The organism is Bacteroides sp. MSSM.1001136sp1_RTP21357st2_D2_RTP21359_211015, assembly GCF_040913205.1.
GTDB lineage: Bacteria > Bacteroidota > Bacteroidia > Bacteroidales > Bacteroidaceae > Bacteroides > Bacteroides ovatus.
Window position 1 is genome coordinate 137,205 of sequence record NZ_JBDFVF010000002.1, and the last position, 25,550, is coordinate 162,754.

General features: G+C 41.9%; 12 protein-coding genes and 1 pseudogene. 10 read left to right on the forward strand and 3 right to left on the reverse strand.

Annotated features, from left to right (window positions below; all coding sequences use genetic code 11):
• Window positions 1-9 precede the first annotated feature (9 nt).
• The 9 genes and pseudogenes from AB5217_RS02505 (at window position 10) to AB5217_RS02545 (ending at window position 20,465) form a co-directional block, all read left to right on the forward strand.
• Entirely contained in the window at window positions 10-1,188 is a 1,179-nt protein-coding gene (locus AB5217_RS02505) for a glycoside hydrolase family 88 protein (protein WP_032845860.1), read from the forward strand.
• Between the two features lie 151 nt (window positions 1,189-1,339).
• Complete coding sequence (locus tag AB5217_RS02510; RefSeq protein ID WP_032845858.1) at window positions 1,340-2,773, forward strand: sialate O-acetylesterase; 1,434 nt, start codon at window positions 1,340-1,342, stop codon at window positions 2,771-2,773.
• A 298-nt stretch (window positions 2,774-3,071) separates the two neighbouring features.
• Window positions 3,072-7,042 (forward strand): annotated as a pseudogene (locus AB5217_RS02515) (two-component regulator propeller domain-containing protein).
• Window positions 7,043-7,754: 712 nt separating this feature from the next.
• On the forward strand, window positions 7,755-10,796 hold the full coding sequence (locus AB5217_RS02520) for a SusC/RagA family TonB-linked outer membrane protein (RefSeq protein WP_032845856.1): 3,042 nt from the start codon (window positions 7,755-7,757) through the stop codon (window positions 10,794-10,796).
• Between the two features lie 129 nt (window positions 10,797-10,925).
• Window positions 10,926-12,407, forward strand: a complete 1,482-nt coding sequence (locus AB5217_RS02525) for a RagB/SusD family nutrient uptake outer membrane protein (protein WP_032845854.1) — start codon at window positions 10,926-10,928, stop codon at window positions 12,405-12,407.
• A gap of 34 nt (window positions 12,408-12,441) precedes the next feature.
• Window positions 12,442-14,061, forward strand: coding sequence for a glucoamylase family protein (locus AB5217_RS02530; protein WP_229115755.1), 1,620 nt, complete (start codon window positions 12,442-12,444; stop codon window positions 14,059-14,061).
• 9 nt (window positions 14,062-14,070) lie between these two features.
• Entirely contained in the window at window positions 14,071-15,753 is a 1,683-nt protein-coding gene (locus tag AB5217_RS02535) for a DUF5597 domain-containing protein (protein WP_368112625.1), read from the forward strand.
• A gap of 102 nt (window positions 15,754-15,855) precedes the next feature.
• Window positions 15,856-17,487 carry a BACON domain-containing protein gene (locus AB5217_RS02540; RefSeq protein WP_229115754.1) on the forward strand — a complete coding sequence of 544 codons (1,632 nt, stop codon included), beginning with the start codon at window positions 15,856-15,858 and terminating at the stop codon, window positions 17,485-17,487.
• Window positions 17,488-17,675: 188 nt separating this feature from the next.
• Complete coding sequence (locus tag AB5217_RS02545) at window positions 17,676-20,465, forward strand: triple tyrosine motif-containing protein (protein ID WP_032854517.1); 2,790 nt, start codon at window positions 17,676-17,678, stop codon at window positions 20,463-20,465.
• A 192-nt stretch (window positions 20,466-20,657) separates the two neighbouring features.
• Here the strand turns inward: AB5217_RS02545 and AB5217_RS02550 are convergent, their stop codons facing one another.
• Window positions 20,658-21,431 carry a radical SAM protein gene (locus AB5217_RS02550; RefSeq protein ID WP_032845846.1) on the reverse strand — a complete coding sequence of 258 codons (774 nt, stop codon included), beginning with the start codon at window positions 21,429-21,431 and terminating at the stop codon, window positions 20,658-20,660.
• A gap of 125 nt (window positions 21,432-21,556) precedes the next feature.
• Window positions 21,557-23,605, reverse strand: a complete 2,049-nt coding sequence (locus AB5217_RS02555) for a helix-hairpin-helix domain-containing protein (protein WP_032854516.1) — start codon at window positions 23,603-23,605, stop codon at window positions 21,557-21,559.
• A gap of 145 nt (window positions 23,606-23,750) precedes the next feature.
• Here AB5217_RS02555 and AB5217_RS02560 point away from each other — a divergent pair, with 145 nt between their 5' ends.
• Window positions 23,751-24,329 (forward strand): DUF4294 domain-containing protein, encoded by a 579-nt coding sequence (locus AB5217_RS02560; protein WP_004302817.1) that lies wholly within the window; start codon window positions 23,751-23,753, stop codon window positions 24,327-24,329.
• A 361-nt stretch (window positions 24,330-24,690) separates the two neighbouring features.
• On the opposite strand, the gene AB5217_RS02565 is transcribed toward AB5217_RS02560, so the two are convergent.
• A complete protein-coding gene (locus AB5217_RS02565; RefSeq protein ID WP_032845842.1) occupies window positions 24,691-25,218 on the reverse strand; it encodes an RNA methyltransferase in 528 nt (175 codons plus the stop codon).
• Window positions 25,219-25,550 lie beyond the last annotated feature (332 nt).

Sequence of the window (25,550 nt, forward strand, 5' to 3'; positions counted from 1 at the left end):
AAAAAAATAATGAGAAAAATAATCATCTTGCTGACTCTGTCATTAACAGTCATATATACGAATGCCCAGACAGAAAAGAGCATCCAACAAATAACACAGGAAGTCATGGAACGAGCTTCTATCCAATATACCAACATGGCTTCCACCCTGGAAAAAGATAGAGTCCCACGCAGTTTCTCAAAAAACAGACTCATCACTTCAGATATCTATTGGTGGTGTAGCGGTTTTTATCCAGGCACATTGTGGTACCTTTATGAATATACCGGTTCTGAAAATATAAAAAAGCTAGCCCACACCTATACACAAAAACTTGCTCCACTGCAATTCCTCAAAACAGATCATGACATCGGTTTCCAGCTATTTTGCAGTTATGGTAATGGATATAGATTGACAGGCAACAAAGAGTATTTGAATATTCTCCATAATGGCGCTATGTCATTAGCAACAAGATTCAATCCTATCATTGGTTCCATCCGTAGCTGGGACTCCTCCCGCGATAAATGGAAATTCCCGGTTATCATAGACAATATGATGAACCTTGAACTGCTCATGTGGGTAGGTAATCAGTATAACGACCCTTATTTAAAAACTGTTGCCATTACACATGCAAACACAACAATGAGGAATCATTTCCGACCGGATTACAGCACTTACCATCTTGTCAACTATGATCCTGAAAACGGGAAAATAATAAAGAAGCAAACTGTGCAAGGACATAATGATCACTCCAGATGGGCACGCGGACAAGCATGGGCACTTTATGGATTCACAATGATGTACCGAACGACTCATTCATCACGTTATCTCAAACAAGCGCAATCCATTGCAGATATGTTCATTCCGCTTCTACCTTCAGATGGCATTCCATACTGGGATTTTGATTCTCCGGATATCCCCAATGATTTGAGAGACGCATCTGCAGGAGCCATCATGGCTTCAGCACTGACAGAATTAAGTGAATATCTACCGGAAAAGAAGATCCAGTATCGGAGTATAGCAAAGCGCCAACTCCGCACATTATCTTCCCCTGAATATCTGGCAGCTCCCAACACTAATGGAAATTTTATTCTCAAACACAGTGTCGGACATAAGCCGATGAAAGGAGAAGTAGACGTTCCGCTTACTTATGCTGATTATTATTTTATCGAAGCATTAATAAGAATGAACAATCTCGAAAAACAAGAATAAAAGAACCCTTTATCGGATCGATATTATTAGCTTCAATGAATTACAATCTATTTTTATCAGAAAATGAACAAATAATTTTATACTATTAAAAAAATAGGTTGTAATTTTGTTTCATACACATTTTATTAAATATCTTATAATAAATAATGGTATGAAAAGACATCTTTTAATTCTCGTTTTATCACTTTTATTCTTCCCTGTCACACAAGGTAAGATAAAACTCCCTGCAATGATGGGGGATCACATGGTACTTCAACAGAATAGTTCCGTTAAATTATGGGGTTGGGCGGACGGCAAAAAAGTAACCGTCACTACTTCGTGGAACAACCGGACTTATCAGGCGTCTACGGATAAAGACGGGGCTTGGATGGTGAAAGTAGACACTCCTGAAGGGGGTTATACACCTTATTCTATTACCATCAGTGACGGCACTCCGGTCACTCTTTCGGATATACTGATAGGGGAAGTGTGGATATGCTCCGGACAGTCGAATATGGAAATGCGTATGATGGGAAATGCAGCGCAACCCATTGACAACTCGCTTGAAACGCTACTGAACTCGGGAAATTACCGCGACCGTATTCGTTTTATCACTGTTCCGAGAACTAATGAAACAGAACGTCGCATGGATTTTGAGAAAAGAAAATGGGAAGTATCGTCACCTGAAACGACCATTGATTGCAGTGCTGCCGCCTATTTCTTTGCCAGACAACTGACTGAAAGTCTCCATCTCCCGGTAGGACTGGTTATCAACAGTTGGGGAGGTTCGGCTATCGAAGCATGGATGGATGAACCGACATTGAAAATCGTTGAAGGTATGGATATTGAAGCTGCCAAAAATCCCAAGAGGGGAGTTCATCAACGTTTGGAATGTCTGTACAACTCGATGTTATGGCCTGTTAAGAACTTCACGGCACGTGGTTTCTTCTGGTATCAGGGAGAATCGAACATATCCAACTATCAATTCTATGCTCCGATGATGACTGCTATGGTGCAGCTATGGAGAAATGTATGGGAAGATCCCGCTATGCCTTTCTATTATGTGCAGATTGCTCCTCATAAATATAAGGACAGCCGGGATACGGGTGCCGCTTTATTGCGTGAAGCACAGATGGAAGCCCTGAAAACGATTCCTAATTCGGGCATCGTACCCACTACGGATATTGGTGATGAATTCTGCATCCATCCGCCACAGAAAGATGTAGTAGGGCTTCGGTTGGCTACGCTTGCATTGACTAAAACATACGGCATCGGCCGATTGCCGTCCAACGGTCCGATGATGACTAAAGTAGACTATGAGGACAACAAGGCCATAGTAACATTCAATAACGCACCTGCGGGACTGTTCCCTACTTTCGCCCAACTGGAGGGATTCGAGATTGCAGGAGCCGACAAGAAGTTCTATCCAGCGAAAGCGAAGATTATAGGACGTACCAACACGGTAGAAGTATCAAGCGAAGAGGTTGCCCAACCGGTTGCCGTGCGCTATGCTTTCCGTAATTACGTAGGAAATATCACGCTGCGCAACACTTTCGGATTGAGTGCTTTCCCGTTCCGCACGGATACGTGGGATGACGTGAAATAAAGAGCTCTATAGAGGGGATAGTTACCCGGGTTACAGGAGATATAGATCCAATCTGTTGGCAATATATGTCCTGCGTGTTGGGTATATAGATTCAACATGCAGGGTATATAGTTCCTGCAAACAGAAGATATATCGCCAATAAAACAGGCTATCATAGCTTGTGGAGCAGATAACTGCCTAGGAAAACTAAACGAAATTAAACCGGAATGAACGGGGCTAAACTGAACGGGATTAAATTAAACTGAAAAACAGAACTGAACAGGATTAAACCGAACCTGATAACTAAAGAAAGGAAATTATGAAACGATCCATCTTATCTATATGTATACTGCTGGCATCGGTTTCTCTGGTCTTCGCCAATATCTACAAGAAATATGACGTTAGATCAGGGTTATCGGGCAATTGCGTCCGGAGCATCCTCCAAGATAGCATCGGATATATGTGGTTTGCAACACAGGATGGGTTGAATCGTTTCAACGGTATCGAATTTACCAACTACGGACATTCGTCAGAAAACAGTGGAAACAGTTATATGAATATAGTAACGATCTGCCGCCATCAGGATAACAATCAGATTTGGGTGGCCAGTACAGAGAAGCTGTATTTATTCGACTCGCGGGAGGAAAAGTTCTCCGTATTCGATGCACAGACGGAAGACGGGGTGACAGTCAACAGTGCTTTCGGAATGGCTTATGACAACAACGGGCAGTTATGGATCGGAACAGCTAACGGACTGTTTGTCTACAACGAAAAAAAAGGTACGTTGAGGCAGTATCTACATTCTCTTTCCGATCCTCATTCATTGCCGGACAATCATGTGTGGGTGATTTATAATGATTCGTTCGGGACGATCTGGATAGGCACTCGGAACGGTCTGGCGAAATACAACCAACGGACGGACAACTTCACAGGGTATATATCCGAGGACACTTCTTTCGGACGCCCTGCCTGCAACGAGATTATCTCTTTGATGGAAAGTTCGCAGGGAGTATTATGGGCGGGTACATGATACGGAGGACTGGCACGTTTCAATAAGGAAACGGGGCAATTCCGCTATTACTTCGGAGAAGGGGACACGCTTACCATTCCGCGCATCCGCACCTTGTTTCAACGGACGGCCAACTCTTTCTATCTCGGTTCCGACGACGGACTTTATACATTCAACACCACAACAGGAGAATGTCTGCCTACCGACGACGAACAAAATAAAGAAAGTATCTATGCCTGTTATCAGGACAGGGAGGGGGGAATCTGGATCGGGACTTATTTCAGTGGAGTGAGTTACCTGTCTCCCAAGCATAAGGATATCGAGTGGTATTATCCCAATGGTACGGAAAATTCTCTTTCGGGAAATGTTATCAGCCAATTCTGCGAAGATCCCGACGGTAACATTTGGATTGTTACCGAAGACGGGGGCTGAATCTCTTTGATCCCCGGACGAAGAAGTTTAAAAACCATCTGTTGAGAAGCAGTAACCCTAATATCGGTTATCACAATATCCATGCACTGCTCTACAATGAAGGAAAATTGTGGATTGGCAGTTTTTCCCGGGGATTATATATCCTGGATATTCAAACGGGAAAAACGAAAAACTACCGCCATAACCGCGCAAACCCACACTCTATTCCTAACGATCATATCTACTCCATCTATCAAACGAAGGATGGCAGCATTTATTTGGGTACGCTTTCCGGATTCTGTCAGTATGACCCGGAAAGTGATTCTTTCCGGACATTGGAGCCTTTAAGCCATATCTTTATCTACGATATGGTGGAAGACCAGTATGGGGACTTATGGCTGGCAAGTAAAAGAGACGGTATCTGGCGTTACAACCGCCAGACCGGTAAGCTGCACAACTACCGTAACGATCCGGCTAACCCAGCTTCTACCTGTAGCAACTGGGTAATCCGTGTGTATATCGATCACAAACAGCACCTATGGTTCTGCACCGAAGGCGGTGGCATCTGTCGTTATCACTATCAGGAAGACCGCTTTGAAAACTTCTCCACCAAAGAGAATCTGCCAAACAATATCATCTATGGCATACTGGATGATCAATCGGGTAACTATTGGCTTTCTTCCAACAGGGGACTGATCCGGTATGAACTGCAAAACAAACGGGCACAACTCTATACCATCGAGGACGGATTGCAAAGCAACCAGTTCAATTTCCGTTCTTCCCTGCAAGCCAGTGACAGGAAATTCTATTTCGGTGGGGTGAACGGGTTTAATAGTTTCTATCCGTTCAAGTTATCTATTAATAAGGTAAGACCTACGGCGTCTATCTCAGCGGTATATATGCACAGTCCCGATGACAAGGTGAGCCTTAGCAAACGTATTCCTGCTCTTAGCGGACAGGTAACTGTTCCTTACCAGGTGGTATCGTTCGACATCACATTCGAAAGCCTTAGTTATGTGGCTCCCAGCAAGAATTTATATGCCTACAAACTGGACGGTATTCACAAAGAATGGATATACACGGACAAACATAATGTATCTTTTCTCAACCTGCTTCCGGGCGAATATACTTTCCGTGTAAAAGCCAGTAACAACGATGAAGATTGGAGCAATGACGACTGTTGCCTGCATATTGAAATTCTTCCTCCACCCTGGAAAACGATCTATGCCAAAATTTTCTATTTACTAATTGCATGTGGTCTCGCATATTTTCTGGTTAGGCTTTATCTGCGTAAGCAACAGGCAGTGAAAGTAAGAAAGATGAAAGAGATGGAACAAATCAAGAATCAGGAGTTGTTCCAGTCGAAAATTACATTCTTCACTCAAGTGGCACATGAAATCAAGACTCCGGTAAGCCTTATCAAAGCTCCGCTAGAAGCTATTTTGGAAACCCGTGAATGGAACAGTGAAGTAGAAAGCAACCGGTCTGTGATACAGAAGAACACCAACCGGCTGATGGAGCTTATCAAGCAACTGCTCGACTTCCGCAAAGTGGATAAGGAAGGGGATACGCTTTCATTCAATGAAGTAGATATTAACCGGATGATTGAGGATATCATCGACCGTTTCCGTGCCATCTCCCTGACCGGAATATCTTTCAGTGTTTCTCTGCCCGAGGAACATCTGCAATATAATGTAGATCAAGAGGCTTTAACAAAAATCGTCAGTAATCTGCTGACCAATGCCATGAAATATGCCCGTACCTGTATCAGGGTGATTATGGACGAACATTTGTCTTCCGAAGGACGTATTCTTTCTATTTGTGTACGTGATGACGGTCCGGGGATTCCGCAAGAGGAATGCGGTAAGGTGTTCGAACCGTTTTATCAAGTGGGAAATGCCGGTAATAACGGATCGGGAGTAGGTATCGGACTAAGCTTGGTTAAATTATTGGTCGAAAAGCATAATGGGAGAGTTTATATCAACCCTAATTATACCGATGGTTGCGAAGTGTGCGTCGAAATTCCTTATTTGGAGAAAAGAATTCCGACGGCCCACGCCGTCATTTCCATGCCCGACAAGGTTCCCGCTTTGGAAGAAGAGGGCGAACCCGCCGGTTACTCTCTTCTGGTAGTGGAAGACACGACGGATATGTTGGAATTTCTGGCTAAGAATCTGGGAAACGCCTATACGATTCATACCGCTACCAATGGTAAGGAAGCATTGGAATGTCTGGAAACAACAACGGTGGATTTGATTATCAGTGACATCGTCATGCCTCACATGGACGGATTTGAACTACTAAAATCCATCCGTTCCGACAATATGCTTTGCCATATCCCGTTTATCCTGCTTTCGGCACTCGACAGCATCGATTCAAAAATTGCGGGTCTTGACTATGGCGCGGACGCTTATATAGAAAAGCCTTTCTCACTAAGTCACATGAAAGCCACCATCAATAATCTGCTGGAAAACCGGCGTATGCTGTTCAACCACTTTACAACCGTTCCGAATATGTCATACGACCAGACATTAATGAACAAAACAGACGTAAAATGGCTGAACACGATTAATGAAATCATTACCCGAAATTTCACCAATGAAGAATTTACCATCGATAAGATGGCAGAAGAGATGGCTATCAGCCGTTCCAACTTACAGCGCAAGTTGAAAGGGCTGACCGGAATGCCGCCCAATGATTATATCCGGTTGATACGTCTCAAGACCGCCGGAGAACTTCTGCGTGAAGGAGAATACCGGATCAATGAGGTTTGTTTCATTGTAGGATTCAATAATCCTTCATACTTTGCCCGTTGCTTTCAGAAGCAGTTCGGGATATTGCCGAAAGATTATGTGAAGAAAGGAAGCTAGACTTGCCACATTTTAATTCTTATCTTACGTATTATACGGGGAAAAACAAAAATGTGGCAAGGTTAATAATCAATCGTTTAACCCTCAAAAGAACCCTATTTTAAGGGAAGTTTACAAGAAACAATAGGGTGTTTTTACGTTTTTCTGCAAGAAAACTGCATTTTTCATATAATATCCTATTTATCAGCATATAGATTCTACATTTTCATCATAGTATCCTTCCAAAACTTTCCTTTCAATTCAGTACCTGTTTGCACTTAAGCAACCACCAGGATAGACTTGAGCAACCAGACGGATGTACAACGGTTGTTCAAGTGCATTTAATGAATAAATGCAATAGAGTTGGCTAAAGGATGGGAAGAAGTGATTAGTCCCATGCAGACAAAACGACTAATATTACCTGATGAACAAATAAAAATATCCTATCAATTATAAGATAAATAAGGCAGAAAAATACTCATAAAGAACATGTTGATTAATCGTTACCGCTAAAAAGTATATGACGGATTTGTAGATTAACACAGGATGTAAATTGTTAATATACAAACCATTATATTTCAAATTCGAAATATGATGTATATTTGATGTGCCGCTGTCGGGTATCAGATAAAAGAACTGAAAGTTTTGTAGGGGAAGAATTTTAGGAACTCCCGTTATCTGAATCTATTTTTGTTGACGATAGCAGATTCATTAACTTTAAAATCTTAAGAGAATGATAAAACATGTAGTATTGTATCTATTCTTTCTATCTTGTACCTGCCTAGTACAAGCGCAGGATTTCAATATCCGGGGGACAGTTTTCGAAGAAGAAACCGGAATGGGATTAATGGGAGCCGCAGTATTAATTGAAGGAACGACCAACGGAGCTCAAACAGATATGAGCGGTTCCTTCTCACTGTCAGGCGTGAAAATAGGAGATAAACTGGTGGTCAGTTTTATCGGTATGAAAACGGAAATTATTCCTATCACTTATCAAAACCGTTCAAGCGGAATCAATGTTTATCTGAAGAATGATAATTACCAGTTAGAACAGGTAGTAGTAACCGGTTACGGTACGGCCCGCAAAAGGGATTTAACCGGAGCGATTGTCTCTGTATCCGGTGAGGAACTTAAAAATTCGCCTACTAATAATGTAATGTCTTCCCTGCAAGGAAAAATACCAGGACTGATGGTGACCAATTCCGGATCGGCAGGTGCGGAACCGGATATTAAAATTCGTGGTATCGGTACGTTGAATGCCAGCAGTAATCCTTTGTATGTAGTGGACGGTATGTTGATGTCGGACATCAAGTTTTTGAGCAACAGCGACATTGCCAGCATGGAAATTCTGAAAGATCCTTCCTCTCTTGCTATCTTCGGAGTACAGGGAGCGAACGGAGTAATTATTATCACAACCAAACGTGCCGAAGGAAACAAGACATCGGTTACCTACGACGGGTATTTCGGTGCACAAACCGTTTGGAAACGCGACCGGGTAAAGCTGACTAACGCAACTGAATTCACCATGCTCTACAATGAGATGTTGCAGAATCAGGACCCAAACGCTGCTTCATGGGTACCCGACATGCTGGGTACGGGAACCGACTGGCAAAGCAAAGTATTAAGAGAAAGAGCGATGATTACCAATCATAACCTGACGGTATCCAAATCCGGGAAGAACAGCAAGTCTCTATTATCAGTCGGCTATTACAAGCAGGACGGTGTACTGAAATATAATACTTATCAACGTTTCAACGTACGTTTCTCACAGGATTATGACATTACCAAGAATCTGAAAGCAGGAGGAAACATCAACCTCTCACAGATGGATAGCAAACCTGCTTCCGCCAAAATCCAAAATGCTGTTATGGCACTCCCTACCTATGTACCTTATGCTCCGGAAGAAGATTACGACCCGGAAAACCTAGGTTCGCTCTATCATCCGTCTGCCGATATACAATCTAACGTGAACAATCCAGTAGCACAAATGGAGCTTTACAAGGATACGGAGAAGTATCGTGATTACCGCATCATCGGTAACATTTATGGTGAGTGGAACTTCCTGAAAGATTTTACGTTGAAAGCAACCGGATATATGGACCTCGGACTCTATCGGGGCGAACAGTATACACCACGCTATGACGTGAATAACTCTACCAGCCATTCGGCACATAAGAACGATATTACCAATTTCTATCGCAAAAGCGATGAGGCTCGCACCTTCCAGGCAGATTTCCTTTTAAGTTATAAAAAGATGATAACCAATCATCGTATTGATGCAACAGTGGGATATACGGCACGAAAAGCTATTAGTGAAGGCTTCAACGCCAAAGTAGACAGTCTGGCTAACGGAATGAATATCGTACCCAATGATCTTTGGATGCTTAGCATGGGGTCCGTCAACCGTGTTTCCGCAGGTGACTGGTGGAACGAGGAATCTTTTATCTCTTATCTGGCACGTGTGAACTATGCATACAAAGATCGTTATTTACTTACCGCTACTTTCCGTGCCGACGGTTCTTCCAAGTTTTCACCGTCTCATCGTTGGGGATATTTCCCGTCTGTGGGATTGGGTTGGGTAATTAGTGAAGAAGCCTTCATGGAGCCGCTGAAAAAAGTGGTAGACTTCGCTAAGTTAAGAGTCAGTTGGGGTAAACTAGGAAATGACAAGATAGGAAACTATCTTTACTACCCAACCATCAACCCGAAAGGGAAACAAGTCATCATCAACGGAGTGACGCAGTTTATTCCTACTCTTAGTTATGATATCGACAAAAACATTCATTGGGAGGTCATGACAGGTATCGATGTGGGTATCTCCGCACAGCTTTTCAACAACCGCCTAGGCATGGAACTCGGTTATTATAGCAAAACGACCGATGACTTATTGGCTTATGTATCACCTTCTTCCTCGATAGGTGCAGGCTATGCCATTACCAATGCCGGATCCATCAACAACAAAGGATTCGAATTTAGCCTTTCATGGAAAGACCGGATAGGAGATGTGGACTATGGTATCAATGTCAACGGCGCCACCTTAAAGAATAAAGTAACCAAACTGGGTGATAACAACTCGGACATTATTTCAGGAGATTATCATCGTACCTCCGTAGGTCATCCTATCGGTTCTTATTACGGCTACGTACAAGACGGAATCTTCCAGACACAAGAAGAGATCGACAACTATTACCCGATGACATGGACAGCGAAACCAGGCGATATCCGCTATAAGGATTTAAACGGTGACAAAAAGATCACAGATGCCGACCGTACTTATCTCGGTAGCCCGATGCCAACTTTTACCTATGGATTCGGCTTTATGCTCGGCTATAAGAATTTTGATTTGAACGTAGACTTTAATGGTGTAAGCGGTAATAAGATTTTAGATTTGAAGAAAACCGTATCGTGGACGACAACCAACTTTTACGAGAAAAGTCTGCAAAGATGGCACGGCGAAGGAACGTCCAACAAAGAACCAATTCTTGACAAATCACGTGGACACAATTATCTTTCTTCGACCAATCTGCTGGAAAATGGCTCCTATCTCCGACTGCGCAATGTGCAGCTGGGATATACACTGCCATCATCGGCTATCAGTAAGTTGGGTATATCCGGTTTACGTGTCTACGTAAGCGGACAAAATCTGCTGACTTTCAAACATAACACCGGATACACACCCGAAATAGGAGGAAGTGCTCTGCAAGGAGGGATGGACCAGGGAGATACTTATCCATTACCATCGGTGTATACCGTAGGTTTATCCATTAATTTCTAAGTCAACATCGATTGAGCGAAATGACTCATCCCATCCACCGTTGACCTAAAAAGAAATACCAGTTGAGTAAGTGGCTCACCCAATCAACTGTTGAATTAAAAATTAAGTCATTAGAAATATCAACGAATTATGAAACGAATTACTTATATAATAGCAATATTGTTCGCCTGTACCTCTTGCAGCGATACCTTCCTCGATAATGCACCGAAAGGTAAATATCACGAAGGCAATTATGATATGGGTACCGCACAGGAACTTCTCGTCCTTGCCACGTTAATGGACGGATACAACGTATTCGCCCAACAGACCTGGCCTATAACCGCCATGCAATGTCATACAACGGATAACAGTCACCCCGGAGGACCTTCGGGCGACGGTGGGGTAGACTTCAGCCAGTTTCCTACCATGTCATTCACGCCGGCCAACAGTATGTTTAATACCTATTATTCTCTTCAATTCACTGCCATCACCAAAGCCAACGAAGCCTTGCAAATGTTGAAAGACATAGAAGAAGCCAATGGGGAAACAGCAGCAACCAGACAGTACAGGGCCGAAGCCTATTTTATCCGTGCAGCAGCATACTTCCGACTGACACAGGCATTTGGTGCAGTACCCTACGTAGACAGAGTAATGGGAAAGGATGAAGCAATGGCCGACCAGCTTAGTGCAACGGTTATCCGCAACAAGTATCTGTCCGAACTGATCGGAGTGATAAACGACCTGCCTACCCGCAAAGAAGCAGTTAACTCGGGAAACATCGGACGTGCCACCCAAAACGCCGCCCGTGCCATCATCGCCAAAACTTACCTATATGAAAAGGATTACGACAACTGTCTGACCTACACCGGACAAATCATCAGTTCCGAAGATAATGACCTCTCTACTCCTTATGCGGAAATATTTTGGGAAGAGAACGAATTCGGTCCCGAATCTGTCTGGGAAATCAACGCCGACTACAAACCGGACCAAAACATCTCTATCATCGGCGAAAACAACCAATGGTGCCTGATGAACGGTGTCCGCGGATTCCCGAACTTAGGTTGGGGACATAATGCACCCAGTGAAAATCTGATGAACGATTACGAAAGTAACGACCCGCGTTTCGGTGCTACTATACTGGAACACGGTGAAAAAGTGGATGGTGAAGAAGTGGTGGCAAGCAACTACAAATACTTCAACAGGAAAGCCTATTGTCGGAAAAGCGAACGTTCGCTCTACGGACGTGCCGACTGGTGTTATGGTTACTGGAGCAATCTCCGCATCATCCGTTATGCCGACATCGTACTGATGCACGCCGAAGCTGCCTGCGAAACCAATGACCTTGATGAAGCAAAGAGAAAGCTGGAAATGGTAAGAGCCCGTGCCCGTAACGGTCAGTCGGTATTACCCGAAATAAAGACTACCGACAAAGACGAATTAAGAGAGAAAATCCGTCACGAACGCCGCATCGAACTGGCGCTGGAATTTGAACGTTACTTCGACCTGGTACGTTGGGGAATTGCCGAAGACAAAGTAGCCAACTTCGTTGTCGGCAAGCACGAGGTATTCCCTCTCCCGCAAACGGAAATCGACAAGTCGAATGGTAAGTTGCAACAAAATCCTAAATATTAATCGAAACCAAATAACAATTATAAATATGTCAAAGATGATATTAAATATAACCGCTACCCTGTTCTCGGCACTCATGCTGTGGAACTGCGTGGAAGATGAATCGACAGTAGGCGAATCAACCGTGAACAACGACAACACCTATTCGCCGCTTACCGTGAAAGCTGCCATGAACGACCAGCAGCAGAAGGTTATCAGTTATTTCTATGAAGGCGCTAATCAGACAACCGGAATGGCTTACAACGGATCTACAAGTAAAACAACCCTTACCACAGGTGCCACAGGAATGGGCATTATGAATCTTGTGATAGGAGTGGAACGTGGATGGATCAGTCGTGAAGATGCTGCCGAACATATCGTAAAGATAGTCCGCTTCCTGAAAACAGCCGACCGTTTTGCCGGAGCCTGGGCACATTGGTACAGACCCGACGGCAAAATCCTCCCCTTCGGAAACCAGAATGAGGCCGGAGAAATTGTGGAAACAGCTTTCATGATGGGCGGATTACTAACTGCCTGCGAATATTTCACCGGTAACAGCGAAGCTGAAAAGGAAATCCGCGAAACGACAAACTATTTTTGGGAGACCATCGAATGGAACCATTTCGTAAACAACGGCCGCTTATACTGGATATGGCACAAAGATACTAATACCTACGAACTACCTTTGATAGGCTGGAACGAAACTCTGTTGGTATACATATTGGCTATGGCAGCACCGGACAACCATAAAGTATCGACAGATATCTACAAGAATTGTTGGCAAGGCCGCAACTTTGCCACTCCCGGCAGAAAAACATATGGTTACCTGATGCCATTAGGCACTGAATATGGCAACGCACTTTTCCTGTCTCAATATTCTTTCCTTGGACTGGATCCCAGAGCCATGGAAGACAAATATACCTACTACTGGACACAGAACGTAAGCCATACAATGATCAACCGCCATTACTGCATATACGAAGCTCCAGAAGAGTATAAATATTCAGAATCCGACTGGGGACTAACCGCCTGTGGAGGGTGCGGCAAAAATCCTGAATACAAATCGCGTGAACCATTCAAAGACGACGGTATCATTGCACCTACGGCAGCAATCAGCGCTTTTCCATATACCCCGTTCTACTCTACACAAGTATTGATGAACCTGATAAGAAATTATCCAAAACTAAACGGTACTTACGGACTTAACATATCCTACTGCCCTTCTGATAAATCGGTAGGAACGGAATATCTGGCAATGGAACATGCACCAATGGCCATCATGATGGAAAACTACCGTACAGGACTTATCTGGAAACTCCTGATGAAAAACGAATATGTGCAAAAAGGCCTCCAACTGGCAGAAATCAGAACGAGTCCCGAATATACCCCGGGATTTTATCTGGCAACAGTCAACACCGCAACCCATGTATATGATATGATGCGTCATCCCGATCGTGAAAAGTATGAAATAGATTTCTATACGAAGAATTCGGGTAACGGACTGCTTGTACTGGCTAATACGAAAAACGAAGAGATTTATCGCACCAATATCGAACTGACAGCAGGAACCAATATCATTTCTTTCTTCGACAACTCCATCCTTAGAGGAAAGAAATACACGCTCACAGTGACCGATGGTGCAAACCAGTCTTATTCTATTCCTGTAACTTTAAGATAAATAACAACGATGAAGAAATTATTGACTACCATAATGTGCCTGATTTTAATAACGGGAATTTCCACAATGAAGGCCCAGACTTCAACAAATACTGAAGTTCCCTCCAAACTCGTAAAAAACGAACACGGAAGCTGGCAACTGATAGTGAACGGAAAACCTTTCATCATGCTGGCAGGCGAATTGCACAACTCTTCGGCCTCAACCACCGAATATCTGAACAATCTGTGGACTCCCTTGAAAACACTGAACCTGAATACGGTGCTCGCCCCAATCGCTTGGGAACAGTTTGAACCGCAAGAGGGTATATTTGATTATACATTGATAGACAATATGATAGATGGAGCCCGGAAAAACGGACTCAAACTGTCTATCCTGTGGTTCGGCAGCTGGAAAAACGGAGAATCGAGCTATGCGCCTACTTGGGTGAAAGAGGATACCAAGCGTTTTTTCCGCGTAAAAAGCGTGGAAGGCAAAGAAATCGAAACGCTTTCCCCTTTCTGCGAAAATACCATGAAAGCGGATGCCAAAGCATTCAGAACATTGGTGGAATACATCAAAAAGGTGGATCAGACAACGGGAACAATCATCGCCCTGCAACCGGAAAACGAAGTGGGTATCTTTCAGGATATGGACTACTCGAAAGCCTCACTTGCGGCATATGGACAGGAGGTTCCGCAGACACTTATCCAATATATGAAAAAGAACCGCAAAAACCTGCGTAAAGAGCTGCTTTCCGTATGGGAGGAGAATGGAGCCAAGACTTCCGGCACATGGAAAACGATATTCGGAGATAATGTCTGGAGCAAGAGTTTCTACACTACTTGGCAGTATGCCACTTACATAGATTTTATCTCTGCCGGTGCGAAAGAGATTTATCCGCTACCTACCTTCTGCAACTGTTGGCTGGTGCAAAAGCCTGATGACATGCCCGGAGTTTATCCCAACGGCGGACCGGTATCCCGTGTAATGGACATCTGGAAAGCAGCCGCACCGCATATCGATGTGCTTGCTCCGGATATTTATCTGTCTGACTTCAAGAATATTGTGGCAGACTATCACCGGGCAGACAATCCGTTGCTGATTCCCGAAGCAGTGATGAAACCGGCTAATGCTTTTTGGGCATTCGGCGAACACAGTGCACTTTGTTATTCACCTTTCGGTATCGAAGATGGAGCGGATAATTTCGTCTTTGCCCAATCCTATAAAGTGCTGAATGAATTGATGCCGCTTATTTCCGAATACCAAGGCAGCAGCCGCATGATTGGCGTAATGAAAATGCCGGGTGAATCGGAACGTATAGTGACGATGGGCGATTATCAACTATGTATTAAATACGATGCCGAAGATGCTTACGGATTGATTATCCAAACCGGAAAGAATGAGTTCGTCGTTGCCGGAATCAACCTTAAGGTTTATTTTACTTCTACCAACAAAAAGAAAACGGGCTATATCAAGCAAGTATGGGAAGGCGGTTATGATACAGACGGTGAATGGAAAGCCACCCGTTTGCTCAATGGTGACGAAACTTACCACAACGCTGTACTGATTGCCAAAGGACGTCGTACGTTTACATCGGAAAAGAGTAACAATTACAATGCCGACCACAGCAACGAGATATTTGTTTACTCACCTACTTCCTATCAGGCAGTCTGGAGTCCGGGTATATATCGTGTGACAACCTATTTACGGTAAAACCTGTTCATTCATATGTGAATAGGTAAAATCAGATATAAAATAGATCAGTCCTATTCAGATATGAATAAGTATAAAACTAATAACCAATAATTAAACAGTATGAAACACATATATTATATATTTATCTCTCTTTGCATGAGTCTATTCACTTGGAGTTGTAAAGATTCCGAAGAGATAGCCCCGGCATCTCTGACTATCAACAAGAATGAATTGTCATTCACCGGATATAAAAGCACTCTTGCCGTCAAAGTAAATGCCACCCGTCGTTGGAGTGCCGTTGCTTCCGAATACTGGATTACCATAAGCCCGGACAACTATCCCGGAGTAAATGAGAGTTTCATAGCGAATGTAGCTGTCACTGTTTCCGACAATGCAACAGGTCAGCCCCGCGAAGGACATGTCACTTTTTTCCTACAAGACGAAGAGGTAATCACCCTGACCGTCAAGCAAAGTATTCAGGATGAAGGAGAAAGACCGGATGAAGAGTTTCCTATCACATGGGCCAATTTGCAATGGTGTGCCGCTAGCGTAATCAATGAGGGAGACGATTTTGAAGCTGGTTCGTGTGTGTTTGCCGACGGCATCACCAATTCTGTTGACAGCGAAACAGGAGAAGAAATTACCTGCGATATCGGTTATTCTCTTACTGATACAGATCCGTCCGGAGAAGATTGGATATGGACTTCCTGTCCATTTAATCAAGACTGGGGCAACAACTTCTATTATCAGGGACGTATTAAAAATCTCACTGTCGGCACTTACTTTTATACATTCCGTTTCCGTAACGGTTCGGGACCTTACAAATATGCAGGAACAGGCGGATTATGGGATGGAGAAGTAAACGTCAACGGAAAGTTTGAAGTGAAAGGAGAGGAAGAAGATGAATACGCAAGCATAGAAGATTACAGTAAATTATCTGTCAGCTGGGCAGAACTTGGCAGCTGGGTGGCTAAAAATCCCATCGAAAAAGAAGAGCAGTTTGAAACCGGTGCACAGATTTATATTGAAGGACTGACGAATCTTCAAACTGGTACGGCCAATAAACACGTAACATGTGAAATAGGTTACTCCACAACAGATACCGATCCGTCAAATGAGAGCTGGACATGGACATCTTGCCACTGGAACGGACAATGGGATAACAATCATTATTACCAGGGAAAAACACCTGCAATATCCACATCAGGAACGTACTATTACACTTTCCGTTTCCGAATAGACGAAGGAGCTTATGCTTACGCAGGAACAAGCGGATTGTGGAACGGGACAACCAGTACGTTTAAAACCTTCGAAGTGAAAGGAGAGGAAGAAGAAGACGATGGTATAGACTATAGTAAGCTCTCCGTCACTTGGGCAAATCTCCAATGGGATGGAGAAAACATCAGTGTGGGAGAAAAATTCAATGCCGGCTCGAAAGTATTCATTAGCGGACTGACCAATTTGGCAGAACCGGCAACTTCCGGAAACAAACATGTGACGTGTGAAATTGGTTACTCTGCAACAGATCCGAACCCTTCTGGTGCTGGCTGGACATGGACCACTTGTCCCTGGAATAGTGACTGGGGAAATGAGTATTATTATCAAGGCTTTACTCCGGCTGTTTCAGAAGCAGGAACTTATTATTATACTTTCCGCTACCGGATAGACAACGGAGCTTATGTCTATGCAGGAACAGACGGATTATGGAATGGCGCAAACAGCGTCTGCGGAACTTTTCAGGTAACAAGGTAACTGTGTTTTTAGCATATATGCCGGACTAACAATTGATGGTCCGGCATATATCTATCATTCAACAACAAGCCTTTACTCGTGATTCCACCAAATATTTGCTAACTGCTAGCAAATTAAACTGCTTTATTGTATCTTCGATTTTTCTCTTTATCTTTGTAATAAGTACATTCCATGCTAATACAATACGAATGAGATACAATTGGATTCTTTTTGGACTATCTATTTTATTATCCTTTACCTGCCTCTCTCCAGGTATAGCACAGACACCTGTGCAAATCACCAACTATAATTATAAGAACTATAAAGGCGGAATTCAGAACTGGGGCATTACGATTTCTCCCGAACAGATTCTATATAGCAGCAACAATAACGGACTATTAAGATACAACGGCAACGACTGGACTCTTCTCGAACCGGGTGAACGTAGTACCGTACGTACAGTGCGTTGTATCGGTGACCGAATTTATACAGCAGGCGATAATAATATCGGCTACTGGAAATATGACGCAAACGGAAAAATAAACTATATCTCCCTTCTACCGTTGGTAAATAAACTGGGAATCAAAGGAGAAACTTTCTGGAGCATAGGAGAAACTGAAGGCAAAGTTTATTTCCATTCCTTCGGCAACATTATCTGGTATGACGGTAAGGAGATGGATTACCTAGTCAGAAATGATTGTTGTGTTTCTCTCTATCCGATAGGGAAAAGGCTGTTTACTCAAAAGTGCGGCGGTCCTCTTATGCAGATTCGCGGTAGCCAACTGAAGAGCTTTTGTGAGGATACCACCTTTCTGAACGGAGAAACTAAATTCATGTATCAAATCGCTAATGACGAGTATATCATAGGACAGACCAGTGGAAAAATATTCACCCTGAAAGAAAATAAGGTAACCCCATTCATCCAATTGGAGAATAAAAATCAGATTCCCGTCCGAATTGATTGTGGAAGTATCTGGAAAGACGAGATACTTGCTGTCGGAACCATTGGCGACGGCTTATTCCTGATTAACCTGAAAAACGGACAACAGACACATTATCATTCTTCGCAATTGCAAGATCTCAATATTCACGGTTTGTGTTTCGCCAACGAAAACTTTCTATGGCTTTCGCTCGACAACGGAATTTCATCGGTTATCCTCCAACCGGCAACTTATCTCTGGAAGACAAACACTGATATAGGTACTTTCTTCGACGCAGCCTATTTCGATGGAAAGACTTATATCGGCTCCAATCAAGGTATTTATCTTTATGAGGAAGATGGCAGGAAAATGCAAACTTCCATGTACCCTCTCCAGTTTTGCAACTTAAAAAATGAATTGTTATGCGGTACTACTACCCAGCTATTTAAAATGAAAGCCGGTCAAGCCAATTTCGAACCGTTCTACAACATAAACGGTGTCAGACAGTTTGAATATATGGCTGATCGTGGCGATGAATATATCTTCTTACGTTCTTATTCTGGTATTGCCCTGCTCGAATATAAAAACAACACCTGGAAATACAAGTCTTTACTTATGAATACGGAAGATTACGCCAACATCATGCCAGAAAATCTTCATACGGTATGGGCTATCCATCCGGAAAAAGGAATCTTCCGCCTACGTATCAACAAAGACCTAAATCAGATAACGGATTTCGAGAACTTCGCCGAAATAGACGGATATGCCAATTATAACAGAATCAGTCTGGTAAAAGTGGAAGATAAAATTCTGTTTGCGACGCCTAAAGGAATATACATGTTCGATATTACCGGGAAGAGTTTCAGAAAACAAGAACAAATAAGCAGGGAAATAGTATATCTGAACAAGTTGCAATCTATAAAACCAGCCTACAAGAACAATATCTGGGTAGCTACGGATGAAGAGTTGTTCCTCTATCACATTGCGGATTTATCTGCCGAATTAATAATGCACTGGCCATTTGTTGATAATGAACTTATGCTTTACGACAAACATTATAATCTGAAATCGATTAATGATTCAATTACGTTTGTTTCTACCTGTGAAGGAACTGTTGTTATCAACAATAGAATGGTAAACCACCATGTCTCCAATCCGTGCCCGTTACAGATAGAGACTTTCTGTTTCAACGATTATGATAACAATACTTTTTATGTAGATTTCCACCAGCAGGAAATAGAATTACCTAATACCGCCACCAATATCACTATTCAAGTCACTACGGGACTGGGGAGTCATGCCACTTCCATCTCTTACCGCCTTCCTGGGGTAACGAATGAATGGAGTCCATGGCAGACGTCAGGTACTATTTACTTCACCAACCTGCCGTCCGGTGCTTATCAACTCGAAATAAAAGATAGCAATCAAAACACATTAATAGTCCCGATACTCGTATCTCCGCCTCTCTACAAACGAACATGGATGATTGCGCTATATATATTGTTATTGGTAATAATCACCGTCGGAATAGTGACTCTCTTCAGCGAACGAAAACGGAAAAGATTACTCAAACAATACGAAGAGGAACAGAAGAAACATGTGGAAGAACTGCAACACCAAGCCTACGAACAACTGCAGGAGAAAGTAAGGAACCAAGAAAGTGAACTTAAAAACCGGATGCGTTTCTTAACTCAAAAACAAGAATTGCTGGACGCTATTTCTACAGAAGTGGAAACACAAAAGAATGAACTGGGCGACCGGTATCCTAACAAGCTCTACCTCCGATTAATGAAAATTATTCAGCAGGGCGCTACGGAAAAAGATAAGTTATTATCTTTTGAAAACTACTTTGTAGAAGTGCACTATGAATTTATGCTACGCATACAAAAGGTTTATCCGGACTTATCACCTTCGGAATTGAAATTCTGTTGTCTGATACGCGCCAACTTATCTACCAAAGAAATTTCTGTTATTATGGGGATTGCAATTCGTTCTGTCGAATTGAAGAAGTACAGGCTCAAACGGAAACTTAATCTTGATCAGGATAGTAGTCTGACATCCTATATACTTAGTATCTGATAGCAGCGCGATAATCAATTATTGATACGATAACTAATAAAACAGCTCTTTTTAAATAAAATAATAGAAGAAAGCGAACAATAGAGTAAGAGTGTAAAACTGCTGAATTCTAGAGTTCGCTCTCTTATGTTTGATGTTTAATCTTTCATTTATTGTCAGATTAGAAAGATGATTCCTATTCGAATTATATTTTCAATAAGAAGCTGTTGCCGAAATGCCTTCTTTCTCCAATAAAGCCACAATACGGTCTAACTCTTCATGCGTAGCTTTCTGCAAATCGTGATCGGGAGTTTCCCGGTCAATTGTATAAATCATCACTTGACAGGGAGCAATTTCTTTCACTGCTTCTATCCAGGGATGCACATACTTGTCGGATGTATTATCTACATCTCTTCCCTGATAACTTCCTTTCAGGAACATCGTTTGTATGATGCAATTTCCTTTGAATTCTTTCATCTTTTCGATAGTCTTCTTAACAGAGTATTTTCCGTTAGGACGATCCAATAAATGAATATATTCTTCATCCACCGTATCCAGTTTCAAGATATTATTATCTATTTTATTCAGTGCTTCGAATACGGCAGGACGATCAATAAACGTAGAGTTACTTAATACGCTTACTTTCGCTTTTGGAAAATACTTGTCACGAAGTGCAAGCGTATCTTCTATGATTTCCGGGAAGTGAGGATGCGCAGTCGGTTCACCGTTTCCGGCAAATGTCAATACATCGGGAGCAGGACCGTTTGCCTGCATATCTTTCAATTTCTCTTCGAGAGCTGTGCGGACTTCTTCACGGGTAGGCAGAAGTTTCTTCGTACGATGTTCGGCATTGAAACCGCACTCACAATAAATGCAGTCGAATGAACAAACCTTACCGTCATCCGGCAACAAATTGATTCCCAAAGAAACGCCCAAACGGCGGGAATGGATAGGGCCGAAGATGGGTGAAGAAAAAATAATAGTCATCTTATTCTAATTTTATCATTTACAATTTACATACTTTATCAACTAATAATCCATAGTCAATACCGCAAAATTAAACTGCTCACTTTGTCTACTAATTTCTCCAATTAGTTGCGTACAAAGATAGCCTAAAACTTAATACGCAGTTGCATTTGTATATCTGCTTTTTTATTTCCACAGATCAAATCGTTGCCGGAACCTATCTCGTTACGGTCCAGATAGACAGTTTCGCCGAACTTGGTTATCAATAGAAAGTGTTTGTTCAGTTCATATTTGAAACGGATACTACACCGGAATCCACGACCTTGAAAAGACGGAGTATAAAACGTATAAAGCAATCCGCTTTCCGAAGCATATACACGCGAGTCATAATCGTCTGTAAAAAAGTAACTGCCCTGAACGTCAGCAAACAGCCTGGCCCAAGGCAGTTGGGAGGATATCATTTGTGTAACCTGATATCCTTTATTAGCAGCTCTGTCCTGAGAATGAAAATGATTATAATCTAAAGTTGTACGACTGCTTAACACATCTCCTAAAGAATAGTTCAAACGATAGCGAAGTTGATGGTGAAAAATAGGAAGTGTTAGTGTTCCTTTACTACCTGTCCAGTCACGCTCTTTTTGTTTATAACGATACCTTAGATACATGGATAAATTGCTGTATGGAGTAAAAGTGCTTTGGAACAGAGCATCTGTTCCGCGGGAGGGTTTATTCACTCTGTATTTTTTCCACGGAAAGGAAAACAAATCGAATGAGGCGAAAAACTTCCAATAAGCAAAAGGAGAAGTTTCCAAGCCGATATAATATCCCTGTTCATTTTGTGTCGTACTTCCTTCACCGAATGAATGGGCAAACATAGCCCAATAGTTATAAGAATAAAACCGATGTATCAACATGATTTGAGTGTTTTGAACCGGTGAATATTGCAAACGATTCAAAGAAGCCCAACCTTGTTTTCCGATTGCCGTCTCTCCCTGAAAAGAAAAACGATGCCATCGGTAAGCATAATCTATTCCCAGATTATAGAAGTTATTTCCATGAAGATTGTATTTGGAATAACCTGTTAATTCCGGTTCGTATGGTCGGTTGAAAAGGTAGTAAATACCGGTGATACCCAATCGGATACGGTTGTGTTGATAACTCGCGTGTCCACCTGTTAATTGCATGGTGAACAGGTTCTTTTTATCCGCTTCCTTTTGACTTCGATGCAGCCCGGTTTTGTAGATAGAAGTGATTGTTCCATCAGTGATTACTCCATCCAGAGAACGGTGTGAATAGAAACCAGAAATATCCCAATCTTTTGTCAAAGAAACAGTGGCAGCTACTCCTCGAAAATAGTTGTATTCGTCAGCAGAAGAATGTTTCTTTATCCCGCTATTACGGTTATTGAAAGAAGAAGCGTAAACTGTTTTTCCCATCAAATAATCAGTACTAATCACCAGACCTTGTCCGAAACTAAGCCGATAGTTACCAACAGCTAATGCTTTTAATCGTCCACAATCTTTTAATAACAGATAAAAGGAATAATAATCATAGCCGTAGCGATTATGTAAAGCTCCAAAAGGTTCTCCAGCATCTTTTTCAGCAACGACTCCTGCATAGAGCCGGTCACTGTATCGGAAACTGTATTTCACAGAGTTATAAACAGAAGGTCCTAAATAGGTATGTTCATAACCTTTTCGCTTATAAAATGGTATATCAAAGCGAGTTAACAGTTCATTCTTTCCATACTTCGCTGCGTTTTTCAACAGGCTTTTCCACCGGAAAGCAGGTTTATTGTTAATAGCTTTTATACAGACGAAAGGCAGTAAATACTGGATTGTTTGCTTATCCATCTCTTCTACCAGTTGAAGTTCATAGATGGTTTTCATCTGTCCATGTATATAGATGTAGGCCAACAGATGTTCAATCTGAATATCACTAAGGAAAGGAAACTGTTCGAGTTGTTCACGGGTAGCAACATTCAAATTTACTGGTTCTTGCATACGATTGGAAAGTTCTTCCAATTCATTTTCCCAATTAGGAGTATTAACAGAGTTATCAGTTCCGTTATTAACAGATAAATCTTCAAGAACATCTTCTAAAAGACTTTCAGAAGGGTTTTGAGCACTACAAGCAGGAATTATTAACAGGCTGTTTATAATACTTATCAACCGTAAAAGTTGAATAGTTTTCATCAATAAAATGGTTTATTCTTCCTGCTTTTTAACAGATAAGGCCGCAAAGATACTTTAAATAGGTTAACATCGAAGAGAAATGTCTGAATAATAAAAATTTTAATTCTATTTTTGTATCGTGAAAAGGAGGCTTAACATAGTAGTAATGACGCTGTTTGCTATTGTTTGTTGTTCGTTGCGCCTGCAAGCTCAAGAAAAACAAAGCATCAATGGATATTTGGTTCCGATGTGTATCTACAATGGAGATACCATTCCATGTGTCCAGTTAAGAACTGTGTATATTTTCCGTCCGTTGAAATTCAAGAATGAAAAAGAACGCCAGGAATATTATCGCCTGATCCGCAATGTGAAAAAGGTATATCCTATCTCCAGAGAAATTAACCAAGCCATCATCGAAACTTACGAATATCTTCAGACATTACCCAATGAGAAAGCCCGTCAAAAACATATCAAACGGGTTGAAAAAGGATTGAAAGAGCAATATACTCCCCGAATGAAGAAACTTTCTTTTGCACAGGGAAAACTGTTGATTAAATTAATAGACCGCCAAAGCAATTCTACCAGCTATGAACTGGTGAAAGCATTTATGGGACCTTTCAAAGCGGGATTCTATCAGACTTTTGCTGCATTGTTCGGAGCCAGTTTAAAAAAAGAATATGATCCGCAAGGTGAAGACAAACTAACGGAACGTGTGGTGTTGATGGTAGAGAACGGACAGATCTAAAATCAATCGGCTTATAAGTTTATCAACCTTATAAGCCAATTTATCAACTACTCAACCCTACTAGTTATCATTTCAAGAATTAACAAGCTTCCTGCAAGGTATTAATTTCTGTTTTCTCAGAAGTTAATACTTGAGTTCCCAGCTATTAATACTTATCATATAGGCTGTTAATACCTGACAACTCAAGTATTAACAGCCTGAAAACGCACTATCAACAACTATAATAATAACTACCCAATACCCATAGAATCAACATGGCTCCATATAGTTATAAACAATACATAGTTATTGATTATAAATGAATTAACTAAGCTATTAACTCGTTATAAACAACTTATTAACCAATCCTGTATTATAGCTATTAACGTAACTTTTTGAACAAATCCCAAATCACAATACCGGTAGTTACGGAAACATTCAAAGAGTGTTTCGTTCCGTATTGAGGAATCTCTATACAGCCATCCGAATGGTTAATAACCTCCTGCTGTACCCCTTTCACTTCGTTTCCCATTACGATAGCGTACTTCTTGGTTTTATCCAGCTGAAGTTCATCAAGCATGATGCTTCCTTCCACCTGTTCTACAGAATAAACGATATACCCTTCGTTTTTGAGGTTATCAACAGCATCAACAGCGTTATTAACATACTTCCAGTCGACAGTGAACTCCGCACCCAATGCAGTCTTATGCATTTCAGGGTGTGGCGGGGTAGCTGTTATACCACACAGATAGATACATTCAATACGGAAAGCATCCGAAGTACGGAACACAGAACCTATATTGTGCAAACTACGAATATCGTCCAGCACTACTACTAGAGGCAGTTTTTCAACCTGTTTAAACTCTTCGGCACTGATACGGTTCAGTTCTGTTATTTTCAGTTTACGCATACGTCTTTTCTTTTATTATGTTCTTGTCCACAAAGGTAATTCTTTTCAGTTAACAAGATGTTGATAACGGTTTAAAACCTGTCAAAACTATCGGCAAAGATTTTGAAAAATAATTCTTGCATTATTCAAAAGAAGGTATAAGAGGCCTTCGTTATGAACATTCCAAAAAACTAACCCAAAACTTTCTACACAGACATAAACATATTTTTCAGCACTTATCTGCCTGTTTATATCCATAAAGTTTTTAACTTTGCACTTTATCAACAGGGAGTTAATAGCAAACTCCTATTTGACGGCATTTAACGATGCTTTCATTGATAATGAAGCAAGTA

Excerpts from the sequence above, each read along its gene's own strand:
- AB5217_RS02550 (WP_032845846.1), bottom strand. The coding sequence starts at position 21,431 with ATGACTATTATTTTTTCTTCACCCATCTTCGGCCCTATCCATTCCCGC.
- AB5217_RS02545 (WP_032854517.1), top strand. The coding sequence starts at position 17,676 with ATGAGATACAATTGGATTCTTTTTGGACTATCTATTTTATTATCCTTT.
- AB5217_RS02540 (WP_229115754.1), top strand. The coding sequence starts at position 15,856 with ATGAAACACATATATTATATATTTATCTCTCTTTGCATGAGTCTATTC.
- AB5217_RS02535 (WP_368112625.1), top strand. The coding sequence starts at position 14,071 with ATGAAGAAATTATTGACTACCATAATGTGCCTGATTTTAATAACGGGA.
- AB5217_RS02565 (WP_032845842.1), bottom strand. The coding sequence starts at position 25,218 with ATGCGTAAACTGAAAATAACAGAACTGAACCGTATCAGTGCCGAAGAG.
- AB5217_RS02510 (WP_032845858.1), top strand. The coding sequence starts at position 1,340 with ATGAAAAGACATCTTTTAATTCTCGTTTTATCACTTTTATTCTTCCCT.
- AB5217_RS02525 (WP_032845854.1), top strand. The coding sequence starts at position 10,926 with ATGAAACGAATTACTTATATAATAGCAATATTGTTCGCCTGTACCTCT.
- AB5217_RS02555 (WP_032854516.1), bottom strand. The coding sequence starts at position 23,605 with ATGAAAACTATTCAACTTTTACGGTTGATAAGTATTATAAACAGCCTG.
- AB5217_RS02505 (WP_032845860.1), top strand. The coding sequence starts at position 10 with ATGAGAAAAATAATCATCTTGCTGACTCTGTCATTAACAGTCATATAT.
- AB5217_RS02520 (WP_032845856.1), top strand. The coding sequence starts at position 7,755 with ATGATAAAACATGTAGTATTGTATCTATTCTTTCTATCTTGTACCTGC.
- AB5217_RS02530 (WP_229115755.1), top strand. The coding sequence starts at position 12,442 with ATGATATTAAATATAACCGCTACCCTGTTCTCGGCACTCATGCTGTGG.
- AB5217_RS02560 (WP_004302817.1), top strand. The coding sequence starts at position 23,751 with ATGACGCTGTTTGCTATTGTTTGTTGTTCGTTGCGCCTGCAAGCTCAA.